This is a genomic window from Microbacterium xanthum (assembly GCF_034531355.1).
Classification (GTDB): Bacteria; Actinomycetota; Actinomycetes; order Actinomycetales; family Microbacteriaceae; genus Microbacterium; species Microbacterium xanthum.
This window is the reverse complement of the sequence record NZ_JAWHUE010000002.1, coordinates 459,974-474,256: the sequence shown is the minus strand read 5'-3', so window position 1 is coordinate 474,256 and position 14,283 is coordinate 459,974. Positions and strand designations below refer to the sequence as shown.

The following is a 14,283-nucleotide window of genomic DNA, read 5'->3' as shown; positions in this document are numbered from 1 at the left end:
TCAGTCCAACGCCTCGAGGGTCTCGGTCATCACCCGGGCGAGCTGATCGAATTCGAGCGGCTTGTTCAAGACCGAGTGACCGAGGGATTTCGCACGGGTCAGCACCTCGGCGCTCTGCGACGCGGTGACGAAGACGACGCGCATCTTCTCCAACCCGTCGATGGCGGGCAGTCGCCGTGCGACCTCGAGGCCGTCGATGCCCGGCATCATGACGTCGAGGAAGAGCAGCTGCGGCTGTTGCGCACCGCAGGCGACGAGGCCCTCCCAGCCGTCGAGCGCGGCGCCCACGGTCACGGACGCGTCGACGCGCCGTGTCGCCGCCCGCACGATCTCGGCGGTGACCGGGTCGTCGTCGATCACGAGCACCGACAGCTCCGCGCGGATGCCGAGGGACTCCGCGAGGTCTTCCAGCTCGCGCCGGCGGGCGGGGTGCGGTTCGCTGCGGCCGCGCTCCCAGGAATTGATCGTGGGATAGGACACGCCGAGGCGACGCGCGAGACCCTCCTGGGTGTCGCCGTTCGCACCGCGGATGCGGGCGACGAGATCGGAGGTGGTGAGCACAGGATGATGATACAAGACTTTATGAAGGTTTACGGTGCGGGCGGATAGATGCTTGTCGACACCGACGCCCCTCGACGCGCGGACGATGTCCGGGCGTCGGAAGCCGGCGAGAGCGTCGGCCAGGAGCGCGCGGCGGTCCTTCGACTGGGGGCACTCGACCCCGCGCGCTCGACTGGCGTGAGCCCGGGCGTTGCATCGGGCGCCGGTGTCGACAAGGACGGCCGGGCGCGCCGCACGCACGCCCGGCCGGATACGCGACGGAGACGGCAGGACTGCCTCTTGGGGGGTTCGGCAGTTCGGCTCATCGCCCTCCCCTTCCGTCAGGACCGTCGCGATCGCCTCCACTCTACATAACTTTATAGCTCCTCATAGCGTCGCTCCCAGAGGTTTTCCCGAAGAGCACGACAGGATGGGATGCATGCGCTTCGTCCTCAACGTCATCTGGCTCGTGCTGTCGGGCTTCTGGATGTTCCTCGCCTACCTTCTCGCCGGCGTGCTGCTGTGCATCCCGATCATCACCATCCCGTGGGCGATCGCCTCTTTCCGGGTCGGGCTCTACGCCCTCTGGCCCTTCGGTCGCACCATCATCGACAAGCCCGGCGCCGGCGTCGGGTCCTTCCTCGGCAACGTCATCTGGGTCGTCTTCGCCGGGATCTGGCTCGCCATCGGACACATCACCACGGGGATCGCGATGTGTCTGACGATCATCGGCATCCCCCTCGGGATCGCCAGCTTCAAGCTCGTCCCGATCTCACTGATGCCGCTGGGCAAGGACATCGTCGACGTCGACGAAACCCGGGCCGTGCCGCTCGTGCGCGCCTGACATCCCGCGCGGTCAGCGCGCGGCAGTCCCCCGGGGCGGTCGCTGGCGTTGCGTCGCGAGGGCCCAGCCGGCGGCGACGAACACCCACACGAACAGGGCGAACACCGCCGCGACGTAGAGCGTGCGCAAGACCGGACTCGCCCACACCGTCGCCCAGAACCCTCCGGGGCCGGCCACCGACATGGCCGCGAGGATCACGACACAACGCCCCACCAGCGCGCCGCCCGCCGCCGCGAACACCGGCCAGGGCGATCTCCGCCATGCCGACAGGCGCAGCACCACCGCCACCGCACCCCAGGCCAGGACGGTGACGACGAGCTCGGTCACCGCCAGGAAGGACGCCTGCACCACGCTCGTCCCCACCACCAGCGCCGCCGGCACCCCGAACGTGAGTCGGCGATCCAGCGGCAGCATTCCGAGTGTGGACTCGCGGGCGCGCCACGGACGGGTCGAGGACAGCCACGTCGATCGCGCGGCCGCCGCACCGGGGCGCCGGACCAGGCGTGTGCGTGCCGCAAGCATCCCGATCACCAGCCACGCCGCCGCCAACCCCAGCAGGACACGGGCCACCCACGCCATCGCGACATCCCGATCGGCGCGCTCGGCGGGGGTGATCGGATCGAACGAGGCCTGCTCGAGCGCACCGGCCCAGCGCCGCAGATCCTGCTCGGGGACGACCAGGGCGAGCACCGTCCCGATCGCCAGCAGGAGGAGGAAGGTGACCACGGCGAGGGTTCCTCGCCGCGCCGCCGTCGTCATGTGATCACGTTAGTCGATCCGCACGCGCGCTCTCGACGACGTGGTCTCTACCACAGCGACCCCGCCGCCGTCATGACCGGCGACGAAGCGGGTCCGCGTTGCTAGCGTGCCGACATGACCACTGCCGGCCGCCTGCGCGCACCTCGACACGCACGTGCGTCCCGCGTGCGTGCGACGCGGTCGCTCACGCTGCGGTTCGCCGGGTGGTCGGCGGCGTGCGCGGCCACCGTCGTCGTGGTCGCCGCCTCGATGCGGCTCCCCGCACCGGCCATCACCGTCGCCGTCGCGCTCCTCGCCGGCGCGCTGGCCGTGGCGGTCACGACGATCGGCGCGGGACACCCGCACCCCCGGATCGGCGCGGCGAACGTCGTCACCCTCGCGCGGCTGGGCCTGGTCGCCCTGTTGGCCGCCGTCCTCTTCGGCGGGTCCGAGCGCCCCGCGACGGTGATCGCGCTCGGAGTCGTCGCCCTCGCGCTCGACGGCGTGGACGGCCACCTGGCTCGCACCCAGCGCCTGTCCTCCCGCTTCGGCGCGGCGTTCGACATGGAGGTCGACTCCGCCTTCGGGCTCGTCCTCGCCCTCTTGGCGTCGACCGGTCCCGCCGGTCTCGCGGCGCTCGCCCTCGGGGTCCCTCGCTATCTCTTCGGGGCCGCGGCAGCCCTCGCGCCCTGGCTGAACGGCGACCTCGCGCCCCGCACCAGCCGCAAAGTGATCTGCGTCCTCCAGCTGATCGCGCTCCTCGTTCTGCAGCTGCCCGGCCTGCCCGTGTGGACCGCGCTCATCATCGTGGCGGCGACGACCGCGGCGCTCGCCTGGTCGTTCGGCGTCGACATCCTCGCGCTGCGCAGAGCCGCATCGTGAGCGCCCCGCACACCCCGGCGGGCACCCGCGCCAGGTGGGTCCGGCTCGCTCAGGCCGGCGTCACGATCCTGTTGCTCGTGCTGCTGTGGCGGCTGGTGGACGGTGCCGACGCGCTCGCCCTCCTCGCCTCCGCCGATCCGCGGTGGCTGGCCGCGGCAGTCGCTCTCGTGATCGCCCACACCCTGCTGGTGGCATGGCGGTGGAAAGTGACCGCCGCACCCCTGGGCCTGCACCTGTCGGCCCGCACCGCGGTCGAGGAGTACTTCCTCGCGCAACTGATCAACTCCGCCCTGCCCGGCGGCGTGCTCGGCGACGTCGGGCGCGCTGCGCGCTCTCGCCACCGTGCGAGCCTCCGCGTCTCCACGGGCGCCGTGGCCGTCGAGCGCGGCGTCGGCCAGGTCGCACTCGTGACGGTGTTCACCGGCGGCGTGATCGCGACGCTCCTCACCCCCGCCGGCTTCCGCCTCCCCGATGGCTGGCTCACCGGCGTCGCCGTGGCCCTCGCCGTCGCGTCCGTCATCGGCGCCGGCGTCTTCGCCGCGGGGATCGTCGCCGCTCGCCGACCGGGCTCGTGGGCCGCGCGTGTCGCGCGGGGACTCCACCTGAGCGCCCTGTCGCGGCGGGTCCTGCCCGCTCAAGCCGGGCTGAGCCTGGCCGCCGTCGCGTGTCTGCTGATCGCCTACGGATGCTGCACCATCGCCGTCGGTGCGCCCCTTCCCGCCGGCGCGCTCGTGACGCTCGTGCCGCTCATCCTGATCTCGATGGTGCTGCCGATCTCGATCGGAGGCTGGGGCGTCCGCGAGACGGCCGCCGTCAGCGTCCTCCCCGCCGCGGGTCTCACCGGCGCTCAGGCCCTCGCCTCCAGCGTCGCCTTCGGGCTCGTCGCCCTCGTGGCGACCCTGCCCGGACTGCTCACGCTCTGGACCTCGCGCCACCGCCCGCCGCTCCCCCACGCATCCCACCCGCCTCGACCCCTGCCGGAGGATTCGCCATGAACGACAGACTGCTCTTCACCCGCCGGACGCTTCTCGGCGCGGGCCTGGTCGGCGCCGTCGGCCTGGTCGGCGCCGCCTGCGGTGTGCCCGGGCGCACCGACGACGCCGCCGCGACACGGGCCGCGACCTTGCAGCTGTCGTGGTTGCACTCCGTCCAATTCGGCGGCAGCTACCTCGCATCGGACCGCGGCTGGTGGCGCGACGCGGGCCTGCAGGTCGACCTCCTCCAGGGAGGGCCGAACGCACCGGTCGAACCGCCGGTCGTGGCAGGCACGGCGCTGGTCGGGGTCTCGGCCGCCGACTACACGGCCGCGGCGGTCGCCGAAGGTGCGCCGTTCAAGATCATCGGCGTGGCGATGCAGAAGAACCCGTTCGTCATCGCCTCCCTCCCGGAGCGCCCCGTGAACGTCCCCGCCGACCTCGAGGGGATGCGCATCGGCATGGCCACCGCGAACACGCCCGTCCTCGAGACGCTGTGCACCCTCAACGGCGTCGACATCGACGCCATCGAAGTCGTCCCCACGCAGTACTCCGCGCAGCCTCTCCTGGCCGGTGAGGTGGACTGCCTGCTGTGCTGGGAGACCGATCTTCCGGTCGCGATGGCCGTACAGGGCGTCGAGAGCGTGACGATGCTCATGGCCGACCACGGCTACGAGCTGCACTCGCAGACCTACATCGCCACCGAACAGTCCCTCGCCGAACGCCGCGACGATCTCGTCGCGCTGATGAGCGGCGAGGTGCGCGGCTGGGATGCCTACCGCGACGATACCGACGCGGCCGCCGCCCTCACGGTCGAGATGTTCCCGGATGCGGGATTGGACCTGCAGACTCAGCAGCTGCAGGCCGAGCGGCAGGTCCCCCTGATGTTCTCGGAGACCACCGACCGCAACGGGTTCGCCTGGTGGACCGACGAGTCGGTGCAGCGGAACATCGAGACCCTGGCCCTCCTCGGCCAAGACGTCGACGCGTCGCTGTGGGATCGATCCATCCTGGAGCAGGTGCATGGCGGCTGATCCGACGAAGCCTCCCCGGGTGCAGATCCGGGCCGCGGCGAAGACCTATCCTGACGGCACCGAAGCGCTCGCCCCGATCGATCTGGAGCTCGGATCGGGCCTGACCACCGCCCTGGTCGGCCCTTCGGGGTGCGGCAAATCCACACTGCTGCGAATGATCGCCGGCCTCGAGGAGGCGACGTCCGGAGAGGTGCGCATCGAGAGCGACGCCCCCGGCGCCGTCGCGGCGCGGGGTGAGCTGGCCGTCGCGTTCCAAGACCCGTCGCTGCTGCCGTGGCGGACGGTGCGCCGTAACGTCGCGCTGGCCCGCCGGCTCGCAGGACGCCCCGCCGACGACGCGGCGGTCACCGAGATGATCGGCCTCGTAGGCCTGGGCGGGTTCGAGGACGCCCGGCCGGCGGCGCTGTCGGGGGGCATGCGGCAACGCGCCGCCATCGCGCGCGCGCTGGTCACCGCACCGCGTCTTCTGCTCCTGGATGAACCGTTCGGCGCGGTGGACGAGATCACCCGCGGCGACCTCGTCGCCGAGCTGCCCCCGCTCTGGCGGCGCCGGGGCACGACGACGCTGCTGGTGACCCATTCCCTCCGCGAGGCCGTCCGCATCGCGGACCGCGTGGTGGTGCTGAGCCCTCGCCCCGCGCATGTGGTGGCCGACATCGCGGTGCCCCTCCCGCATCCTCGCACCGACGACGTGGCCCACGGCCCCGACTTCGCGTCGCTGGTGGACACGGTCGCGGCCGCCCTCGCGCGGTCGCGACGGACCGGACCCGGCGCGCGATCGTGACGGCGCCGGTCGTGTCCGCACCCCAGCGGCCACTGCGCCGCCGGCGCAGCGAGGTGCTGGTCGCTGCGGCGGCCTCGCTCGTCGTCTGGGAACTGGCCGCCCGCGCCCTCGGTGGCGCCTACGTCCTGGCGGCGCCGACCGAGATCGCGGCGGTGATGTGGACCGACGCCGACCTGCTGTGGCGCGCGCTGGTGACGACCGGTCGCGCGGCCGTGATCGGGTTCGTCCTCGGCAACCTCGCCGCCATGCTGCTGGCCATAGTCGCCGTGCTGCTCCCGGTCACCGAGCGCGTGATCACCGCCGTCGCGCTCGTCGTGTTCTGCCTGCCGCTGGTGGCCACGGGGCCGGTTCTGCGCGTGGTGTTCGGCGCCGGCGACGGGCCGCAGATCGTCCTGGCGGCCCTCGCGGTGTACTACACCACCATGATCCCCCTCCTGGTGGGCGTACGCGCAGCTCCGGCCGCCTGGTTCGATCTCGTGCGCAGCTACGGGCGGGGACGATGGACGCAGCTGCGCGTCGTCCGCGCACGGGCCGCGGCGCCGTACCTCATCGCCGGACTCCAGATCGCCGCGCCCGCGGCCTTCCTCGGCGCCATGGTGGGAGAGTTCACCGGAGCGGAAAGCGGCATGGGGGTCCTGACCCTCCGGGCCTCCCGCGACCTCGACGTCGATCTGACGTGGGCACTGGCGGTGATCGCCACCGCCGTGTCGGTCCTCGCGTACGCGGCGATCGGCGCCGTCGGCAGGCGATGGGACACCGGGCGCCCGGCTCTGATCCTCGCACCGGTCCGCGCCCGGGCGTCCGCCCGACACCGCGCCCGGGACGCCCTGCTGACGGCCCTCGGCGCGACCGCCGTGCTCCTCGGGCTGTGGTGGGGCGGCATCCAGGCGATCGGGCTGTCCCCTTTCTTCGCCCGCACCCCGTGGGATGTCGCCGTGGTGCTGTCGGGGACCGTCGACGGTGGCGCGGTGGTCGGCGCGCTCCTGGACGCCGTCGGCGAGACCGCCGCCCTCGCCCTGCCGGGCTACCTCGCGGGGCTGGTCGCGGGGGCCGGGCTCGCGATCGCCCTCACCCTCGCCCCACGAGCCGCCGCGGTGTCGATGCCGTTCGCGATCGCACTGCGCGCCGTCCCGATCGTGACCACCGCCCCGTTGGTGGTGCTCCTGCTCGGCCGCGGCGTCGTCGGGGGCGTCGCCCTCGTGGCGGTCATGGTGTTCTTCCCCACCCTCATCGCGAGCCTGGAGGGGCTGCGGCAAGCTCCCGGCCAGGCGCTGGATGTGCTGCGCTCCTACGCCGCACCCCCGCTGACGCAGCTGATCCGAGTGCGCATCCCCGCGATGCTGCCGGCGTTCTTCGCCGCCGCGCGCATGAGCGTTCCCGCCGCCGTCTTGGCCGTGACCGTCGTCGAGTGGCTCGCCCTCGGCACGGGCGTCGGCAGCCTCATGGCGTTGGCCGCTTCCCGGTCGGGCTACGACCTGCTGGCGGGCGCGGTGGTCGTCGTGACCGCACTGTCGGCGGTCGGCTACGCGCTGGTGAGCGCGATCGAAGCGCGGGTGCTGCGCATCTACGCCCCGGAGCAGGGCACGTGAGGTCGGCGGCGTTCGCCGTTCCCGGCGACCTCGACACGGTCACCGGCGGGTATCTCTACGAGAAGCGCCTGCTGCACGGCCTGCGCGAGATCGGCGTGCCCACCCGGCACATCCGGCTCGGCGGGTCGTTCCCGGACCCGACCGCGGCCGACGAGGCTCACGCGCGCTCCGCGCTGTCCGCCGTCCCCGCGGACGTGCCGCTCATCCTCGACGGGTTCGTCTTCGGCGCGCTGTCTCCGGCCGCGCTCACGGCGGTGTCCGCCCCGGTGATCGGGATGGTGCACCATCCGCTCGCGCGCGAGGAAGGACTCTCCCCCGAACGTCGCCGCGCCCTCTACGACACCGAGCGTGCGAACCTCCACCGTGCGGACGCGGTCCTCGTCCCGAGCCCCCACACCCGACGCATCCTCATCGCGGAATATGATGCGGATCCGCGTCGCATCACCGTCGCGCGCCCGGGCACCGACCCGGTTCCCGCCGGCACGCTCGGCGCCTCGGAGCCGGGCCCGCCGCTGATCCTGTCGGTGGGGATCCAGCACCCCCGCAAGGGTCACGACGTGCTGCTCCGGGCCCTCGCCCTGCTCGACGACGTGGAGTTCCGCGCCGTCATCGCCGGAACGGAATACGACCGCTCTCATACCGCGGAGCTCGCCCGTCTGCGCGACGAACTCGGCCTCGCCGATCGCGTCCGACTGGCCGGTGGCATCCGCGATGCCGAACGCGACCGCCTGGCCCGCGCCGCGAGCGTCTTCGCCCTCGCCACGCGGTACGAGGGCTACGGGCTGGTCTTCGACGAGGCCCTCGCGCACGGCTTGCCGATCGTGTCCTGCCGGGTCGGGGCCGTCCCCGACACCGTGCCCGCCGACGCGGGCCTGCTGGTCGCTCCCGAGGACCCCACCGCCTTCGCCGCCGGCCTGCGGCTGCTGCTCACCGACCCCGCACGGCGCGACGCGATGGCCGAGGCTGCCGCCCGCGCCGGCCACGGCCTTCCCACGTGGCGCGATACGGCCGAGACGGCCCGACGCGTCCTGGAACACGTCTCGCCCACCTGAGCCAGGGCCTGCCGCCCTTCCCGCGCGATGTCGGAGAGTCTCGCCGATGTCGGAGAATCCAGCCCGAATCCTCCGACATCGGGCCGCATCTCCGACATCGGGGGGGGCGGGTCGGGGGGCTGTCAGGAGTGGAACAGGGACACGCCGAGGTCGGGATGGTCCACGAACACCCCGTCGACGCCGGCATCCCGCAGCAGCATCCACTCGGAACGCCAGTCGCCGTGGGCGGCGCGACCGAGGCCTGAGCGGAACTGCGGGATGAGGAAGGCGTTCTCGGGCCGGCACGTCCACGTGAACACCGACAGGCCCCGGTCATGGGCGTCGGGGATGATGCGCGAACGGTCGGTGGCACGACCGAGCGCGTCGGGCGCCAGCAGCATCCGTTTGGGGACGCTGATGCCGTCGACTGCTCCGACGAGGGCATCCAGGCCGTCGGGCGTGGCGACCGAGGCGTAGGTCGGCGCGTCGGCGCCATCGCGCGCGACGAGATCGGCGGGGCTCCCCGAAGCCTCCAGCAGATACACGAAAGAGGCCACGACCCCCTGCGCACGCACGTCGGCGAGCACCGTCTGCTCGAACGATTCGACCGTCAGCGGGAGGGCGCCCTCGCGCCACCCCGCTACGGCGAGTTCCGCCGCGACGAGTGCGGCGACGTCCCACCCGATGTCGGCGAAGAAGGTCGCGTGCTTGATCTCCAGCACCACGCCCACGCGTCCACCGCCGGAGACCCGCACCAGGTCGAGCACGTCGCGCAACCGCAGCACCGGGTCGCGGTCATCGTGCGCTGCACTGCCGGGGCGCAGCGCCGGAAGCCGTTCCCGGCAGCGGAGGGTCGACAGCTCCTCCCACGTGAAGTCCTCCACGAACCAGCCCGTCCACTCGACGCCGTCGATCGTCTTCGTCGTGCGCCGCTCGGCGAACTCCGGCCGGTCGGCGACGTCGGTCGTGCCGGAGATCTCGTTCTCGTGCCGGACCACCAGCACCCCGTCTCGGCTGATCACGACGTCCGGTTCCACGGCATCCACCCCTGAGGCCAGGGCGAGCTCGTACGCGGAGCGGGAGTGTTCCGGGCGATGACCGGATGCACCGCGATGGCCGATCACGAGGGGGCGGGACACCGCTCCAGGCTACGGCGTACGACTCCGCGCGCGTGCCACCGGCATCCGTTCATAGCCCTCTCACAGCCCGCCGACTCCCGTGGAATAGCGCGGTTCCGTTAGTGTTGAAAAACAGCACGATGCTGTGAAACCCCGCGACTTTGGAGTGTGAGAGCAGTGGCCCTCAACAACCCCGCATTCAACAACCCGGCGTTCCAAGACGCACGCGCCGTGCAGAGCTATCCGGGAGGTGCGAACGCGGCCAACCTCGGCGGCGCCACCTCGACCGCACAGCGCGCCGGCACCGACGCCGCCGCCCAGGCCCACCTCGAGGGCATGTATGCCGCGCCCCCGGCCGGCTCGTCCGACACCGGCCGCATGACCGTCGAGGACACCGTCGCCAAGACCGTCGGCCTGTTCGCGATCCTCCTGGTCGGCGCCGTGGCCGGATGGCTGTGGACGATGTCCCCGGTCACCGCGCAGAACCCCGTGCCGACCGCCCTGCCGATGATCGTCGGCGGCCTCGTCGGCTTCGTCCTGTCGCTCGTGGTGATCTTCACCTCGCGCAAGAAGGTGCGCCCGGGCCTGATCTTCGCCTACGCCGCGGCGGAGGGCCTGTTCGTCGGCGGCATCTCGGCGTTCTTCGAGTTCATCTACCCCGGCATCGTCACGCAGGCGACCCTCGGGACGCTCGTGGTCGTCGGCGTGACCCTGGCGCTGTTCGCCAGCGGAAAGATCCGCGCCTCCAAGCGCGCCACCAAGATCTTCCTCATCGCGATGGTCGGCTACCTGGTCTTCTCGCTGGTGAACGTCGGCCTGATGCTCTTCGGCGTCACCGACAGCGCGTTCGGTCTGCGCAGCGAGGTCCAGATCTTCGGCATTCCGCTCGGTGTCATCATCGGCCTGCTCGTGGTCGTCATGGCCGCGTACTCGCTGGTGCTCGACTTCGACCAGATCCAGCAGGGCGTCCGCAATGGCGCCCCGCGTCAGATGGGCTGGCTCGGCGGCTTCGGCATCATGGTCACCGTCGTCTGGCTGTACGTCGAGATCCTGCGCATCATCGCCATCGTCCGCGGCGGTGAGTGACACCCCCTCCACATGAAGGGCCGTCCCGCTCGGGGCGGCCCTTCGTCGTTCCCGCCCACCCCGCGGCACGAATTCAGGCTGAGCGAAGAGGCGACACCGTCGGGGCGCGAACGTCACACCCGCGCCCCGCTCCCAGCCTGAGTTGGTGCACGCCACGCGGCCACACCGCGTGGCGTCTACGCATAGGTGCGGAGAGGAGGCAAGCTCTGGCCGCAGCGAGGCGGTCCGGGTAACGTCCGGCGCATGACACCCGCGAAGGGACGCGCCGAGATCCTCGAGATCGACGGCGCCGAGGTGCGTATCTCCAGTCCCGACAAGGTCGTCTTCCCCGACCCGGGACTGACCAAGCGCGACCTCGTGCGGTACTACCTCACCGTCGCCGACGGTGCGCTGCGCGGCGCGGGAGGCAGGCCGATGGTCCTCAAGCGATTCCCCCGCGGGATCGACGTCGAACCGTTCTTCCAGAAGCGGGTGCCCGAGAACCACCCGGCCTTCATCGACACCGCCACCCTCCACTACGCCCGAGGCACATCCGCAGAAGAGACGGTGATCCGGGATGCCGCCGGGCTGGCGTGGGTGGTCAATCTCGGCTGCCTGGACCTCAACCCGCACCCCGTGCGCGCCGAGGACCTCGAGCATCCGGACGAGCTCCGCATCGACCTCGATCCGATGCCGGGGGTGGGCTGGAGTCAGATCGTCGACACGGCGTTCGTCGCGCGTGACGTGCTCGACGACGTCGGGCTCGTCGGATACCCGAAGACCAGCGGCTCGCGCGGCCTGCACATCCTGGTGCGGATCACCCCGTCGTGGGACTACCCGGCCGTCCGCCGCGCCGCCGAGACACTGGCCCGCGAGATCGAGGCGCGCGCGCCGGGCTTGGCGACCGCACGGTGGTGGAAGGAGGAGCGCGGCGAGAGCGTCTTCGTCGACTTCAACCAGAACGCCAAAGATCGCACCGTCGCCTCCGCCTACTCGATCCGTCCGCGCGCGGATGCGCGAGTGTCGGCGCCGCTGCGGTGGGACGAGGTGCGCGAACGCCGCCCCGAGGAATTCACCGTGGTGACGGTGCCGGAGCGCTTCGCGGCGATCGGCGACCCGCACGCCGCGATCGATGAGACACCGGGCGACCTGGCGGCCCTCCTCGCGCTCGCCGACGAGATGGGTCCGCCCGACAAGCCCCCGAGGCTCAAGGATGGCTCGGGGCGACGGTCGAGCTCGATGCCCCTGATCGAGGTCGCCCGCACCGAAACACGGCGCGAGGCTGAGGCGGCTTTCGAGACATGGCGCACCCGGCATCCACGCGCGGCCGCGCAGCTGCATGCCGCCGACGTCCTCCTCGACGGGATGCGCGGGTCCAGTTCGCTCTGGTACCGCGTGCGGGTGAACCTCCAGCACGTAGAGGACGCCGACCGACCGCCGCAGGAGGAGCTCGTCGCGACGTACGATCCGTGGGCCGGGCGCTCAGCCTGACACACGCCGTCACACCCCTTGCTCCCGGCTCACCACGGCGGGATCCTGGAGGAAGCAACGGGAAGGAGAAGCCATGACCACCTCCACCCAGCACCACCTGAGCACCGCGGAGTGCTGGACGCTCATCGAAGGGGAGAGCGTCGGCCGCCTGGCGATCGTTCGAGACGACGGCGGACCCGACCTGTTCCCCGTGAACATCGCCTCCTACGAGGGCGCGGTGTATTTCCGCACGGCATCGGACACGAAGGTCGTTCGCCTGACGACGCACCCGGCCGCCGCCTTCGAAGTCGACGGACACGACGACGAGGGATGGTGGAGCGTCGTGCTGCGCGGACGGGCCGTGCGGCTCGCCGACCCCGCCGAGATCGAGCGCAGCGGAGTGTCACGCCTGCTCACCGCGAGCCCGCGCTACAAGCCGCACGTCTTCCGCCTGACTCCGGATTCGATCACGGGACGACGGTTCGCCGACCGGGACGTCGTGCGTGCCCCGAGGCACACGACGGTCGTCGACCAGGAGACCGGAGCGCCGGCCGACACACGGGCGCCGCGGCCGGCTCACGAGCGCCACGAGCGCCCCACGTCCATCCCCTCCCACCGCCCGTACTGAACACGACGGCCGTCTCGCACCACCGACGGCGTCATCGGGCGACACACTCCCCCGCCGGCGGCTGCGTCCCGCTAGCGTGGGGACATCGCGGCGATCCGGGCGGTCCCGGGCGACGGTTCATACCCGATCGCGTTGCGGGTTCGACTCCCGCCGTCGCGTCTGAATCAGCCGCCGCAGCCCCCAGCGGCCGCGCATCCCCCGGGCATCCCCGCGTTTTCCGTGAACCGCCGTATGATCGGTGGCCGCAACATATTCCTCCGGGGGGACGATGAAACGCGGCTCGAATCTGCCGGCGGTCGGGACCTACAACCAGACGCTCGTGCTCGACCTCATTCGGCGTGCGCCGCGCGGACTCAGCCGTGTCGAGCTCGCCGATCGGACGGGCTTGAGCGCGCAAACCCTCAGCAATGTCGCCCGCCGACTCACCGAGGGCGGTCTGATCATCGAAGGTGCGAAAGTACGTTCCGGGCCCGGCAAGCCACGGACCATGCTGGCCCTCAACCCCCGCGCACGTTACGCCGTCGGCGTGCACCTGGACCCCGCGATCGACACGTTCGTCGTCGTCGATCTCGCCGGAACCGTCGTCGCACACGCCGAACATCCTCCGCGCTCGAGCGGATCCACCACGGAGCTGATCGAAGGCGTCGCCGATGCGATCGCCGACCTGGTCGCCCGTGCCGAGGTTCCCCGAGAGAGTCTGCTGGGCATCGGCGTCGCCGCACCGGGCCCCCTGGATGGCGAAACCGGCACCCTGCTGAATCCTCCCCTGCTACCCGCGTGGCACGGCGTAGCCTTGCGCGACGAGCTGGCAGCTGCGACAGGTCTTCCAGTCGAACTCGAGAAGGACGTCACCGCCGCGATGGTCGGCGAGATGTGGGTCGACACGGACGACGATCTGCGCGACGCGATGTTCCTGTACTACGGCGCCGGCGTCGGTCTGGGACTGGCCGTCGACGGCGCCGTGGTTCGCGGTCGCACCGGCAATGCCGGCAACATCGCCCATCTGCAGGTCGATCCGCAGGGCATCCGTTGCGAGTGCGGCCATCGCGGGTGCCTGGGTCAATCCATCGAACCGGGGCACCTGCTTCGCTCAGCGGGCATGCGAGCGTCGACGGACGACGAGCTTCGCCTCCCCGACGCGCGCCTCGAGCTCGACGCGTTGCTCCGACGCGATGACGAGGGCGATGCGGCGGCCAGCGCGACACTGACCCATACCGCGGGCCTCATCGCCCACGCGATCGTGGCGCTGAACAACCTTCTCGACGTGGACGTCGCGGTGATAGGCGGACCCGTGTGGACCCGCCTCTCGCGCGGTCTGCTCGAGCGTGTGCGCCTCGCAGTCGCCACCGACGCCTCGGCGACCACCACCCGCACCACGCAGATCTTCGAGACGCGACTCGGCACCGACGTGGCTGCCCTCGGGGCCGCGTGTCTGGTTCTCGACGGTGCTTTCACCGCCCGTCCCGCCGACATGATGATCACCCCCTGACCTGGGACGAGCGGCTCAGCGAGGCACGGCGAAGATTCTCTTCTTGACGAGTTACTCCATTTGATTTATAAATGTGAGTGCGCGCAACGCAGCCCGA

The 14,283-nt window shown here is 71.5% G+C and carries 14 protein-coding genes and 1 tRNA gene; 12 read left to right on the top strand and 3 right to left on the bottom strand.

The features are described from left to right. The gene (locus RZO50_RS07800) at positions 1-561 is read right to left on the bottom strand and encodes a response regulator (RefSeq protein WP_322599145.1); all 561 of its coding nucleotides are present in this window, start codon (positions 559-561) and stop codon (positions 1-3) included. Positions 562-979: 418 nt separating this feature from the next. Between RZO50_RS07800 and RZO50_RS07795 the strand changes: the two genes are divergently transcribed. Then, complete coding sequence (locus RZO50_RS07795) at positions 980-1,384, top strand: YccF domain-containing protein (RefSeq protein ID WP_322599144.1); 405 nt, start codon at positions 980-982, stop codon at positions 1,382-1,384. A 12-nt stretch (positions 1,385-1,396) separates the two neighbouring features. On the opposite strand, the gene RZO50_RS07790 is transcribed toward RZO50_RS07795, so the two are convergent. Then, entirely contained in the window at positions 1,397-2,143 is a 747-nt protein-coding gene (locus RZO50_RS07790) for a hypothetical protein (protein ID WP_322599143.1), read from the bottom strand. A gap of 114 nt (positions 2,144-2,257) precedes the next feature. On the opposite strand from RZO50_RS07790, the gene RZO50_RS07785 reads away from it, so the two are divergent. Genes RZO50_RS07785 through RZO50_RS07760 form a run of 6 tightly spaced genes read left to right on the top strand, consistent with a single transcriptional unit; the run spans position 2,258 to position 8,437 of the window. Continuing rightward, positions 2,258-3,004 (top strand): CDP-alcohol phosphatidyltransferase family protein, encoded by a 747-nt coding sequence (locus tag RZO50_RS07785; protein ID WP_322599142.1) that lies wholly within the window; start codon positions 2,258-2,260, stop codon positions 3,002-3,004. Further along, positions 3,001-3,999 (top strand): lysylphosphatidylglycerol synthase transmembrane domain-containing protein, encoded by a 999-nt coding sequence (locus RZO50_RS07780; RefSeq protein ID WP_322599141.1) that lies wholly within the window; start codon positions 3,001-3,003, stop codon positions 3,997-3,999. Before RZO50_RS07785 ends, RZO50_RS07780 begins: the two co-directional genes overlap by 4 nt. Beyond that, complete coding sequence (locus RZO50_RS07775) at positions 3,996-5,012, top strand: ABC transporter substrate-binding protein (protein WP_322599140.1); 1,017 nt, start codon at positions 3,996-3,998, stop codon at positions 5,010-5,012. Before RZO50_RS07780 ends, RZO50_RS07775 begins: the two co-directional genes overlap by 4 nt. After that, complete coding sequence (locus tag RZO50_RS07770; RefSeq protein WP_463605618.1) at positions 5,002-5,796, top strand: ABC transporter ATP-binding protein; 795 nt, start codon at positions 5,002-5,004, stop codon at positions 5,794-5,796. Before RZO50_RS07775 ends, RZO50_RS07770 begins: the two co-directional genes overlap by 11 nt. An 11-nt stretch (positions 5,797-5,807) precedes the next feature. Beyond that, complete coding sequence (locus RZO50_RS07765) at positions 5,808-7,385, top strand: ABC transporter permease (protein WP_322599138.1); 1,578 nt, start codon at positions 5,808-5,810, stop codon at positions 7,383-7,385. Beyond that, positions 7,382-8,437 (top strand): glycosyltransferase family 4 protein, encoded by a 1,056-nt coding sequence (locus RZO50_RS07760; RefSeq protein WP_322599137.1) that lies wholly within the window; start codon positions 7,382-7,384, stop codon positions 8,435-8,437. The genes RZO50_RS07765 and RZO50_RS07760 overlap by 4 nt, the downstream gene beginning before the upstream one ends. A gap of 122 nt (positions 8,438-8,559) precedes the next feature. Here RZO50_RS07760 and RZO50_RS07755 read toward each other — a convergent pair whose 3' ends face one another. Then, entirely contained in the window at positions 8,560-9,555 is a 996-nt protein-coding gene (locus tag RZO50_RS07755) for a glycerophosphodiester phosphodiesterase family protein (protein WP_322599136.1), read from the bottom strand. A gap of 156 nt (positions 9,556-9,711) precedes the next feature. On the opposite strand from RZO50_RS07755, the gene RZO50_RS07750 reads away from it, so the two are divergent. The 5 genes from RZO50_RS07750 to RZO50_RS07730 all read left to right on the top strand — a co-directional run bounded on the left by RZO50_RS07750 (position 9,712) and on the right by RZO50_RS07730 (position 14,186). Further along, on the top strand, positions 9,712-10,620 hold the full coding sequence (locus RZO50_RS07750) for a Bax inhibitor-1/YccA family protein (RefSeq protein ID WP_322599135.1): 909 nt from the start codon (positions 9,712-9,714) through the stop codon (positions 10,618-10,620). A gap of 243 nt (positions 10,621-10,863) precedes the next feature. Next, a complete protein-coding gene (gene ligD, locus RZO50_RS07745) occupies positions 10,864-12,090 on the top strand; it encodes a non-homologous end-joining DNA ligase (protein ID WP_322599134.1) in 1,227 nt (408 codons plus the stop codon). 73 nt (positions 12,091-12,163) lie between these two features. Beyond that, positions 12,164-12,697: a pyridoxamine 5'-phosphate oxidase family protein gene (locus tag RZO50_RS07740; RefSeq protein ID WP_322599133.1), complete on the top strand. Its 534-nt coding sequence runs from the start codon at positions 12,164-12,166 to the stop codon at positions 12,695-12,697. 86 nt (positions 12,698-12,783) lie between these two features. Continuing rightward, positions 12,784-12,856: transfer RNA gene (locus tag RZO50_RS07735), tRNA-Met, on the top strand. A gap of 79 nt (positions 12,857-12,935) precedes the next feature. After that, positions 12,936-14,186 (top strand): ROK family transcriptional regulator, encoded by a 1,251-nt coding sequence (locus tag RZO50_RS07730; RefSeq protein ID WP_322599132.1) that lies wholly within the window; start codon positions 12,936-12,938, stop codon positions 14,184-14,186. Positions 14,187-14,283: the final 97 nt, after the last annotated feature.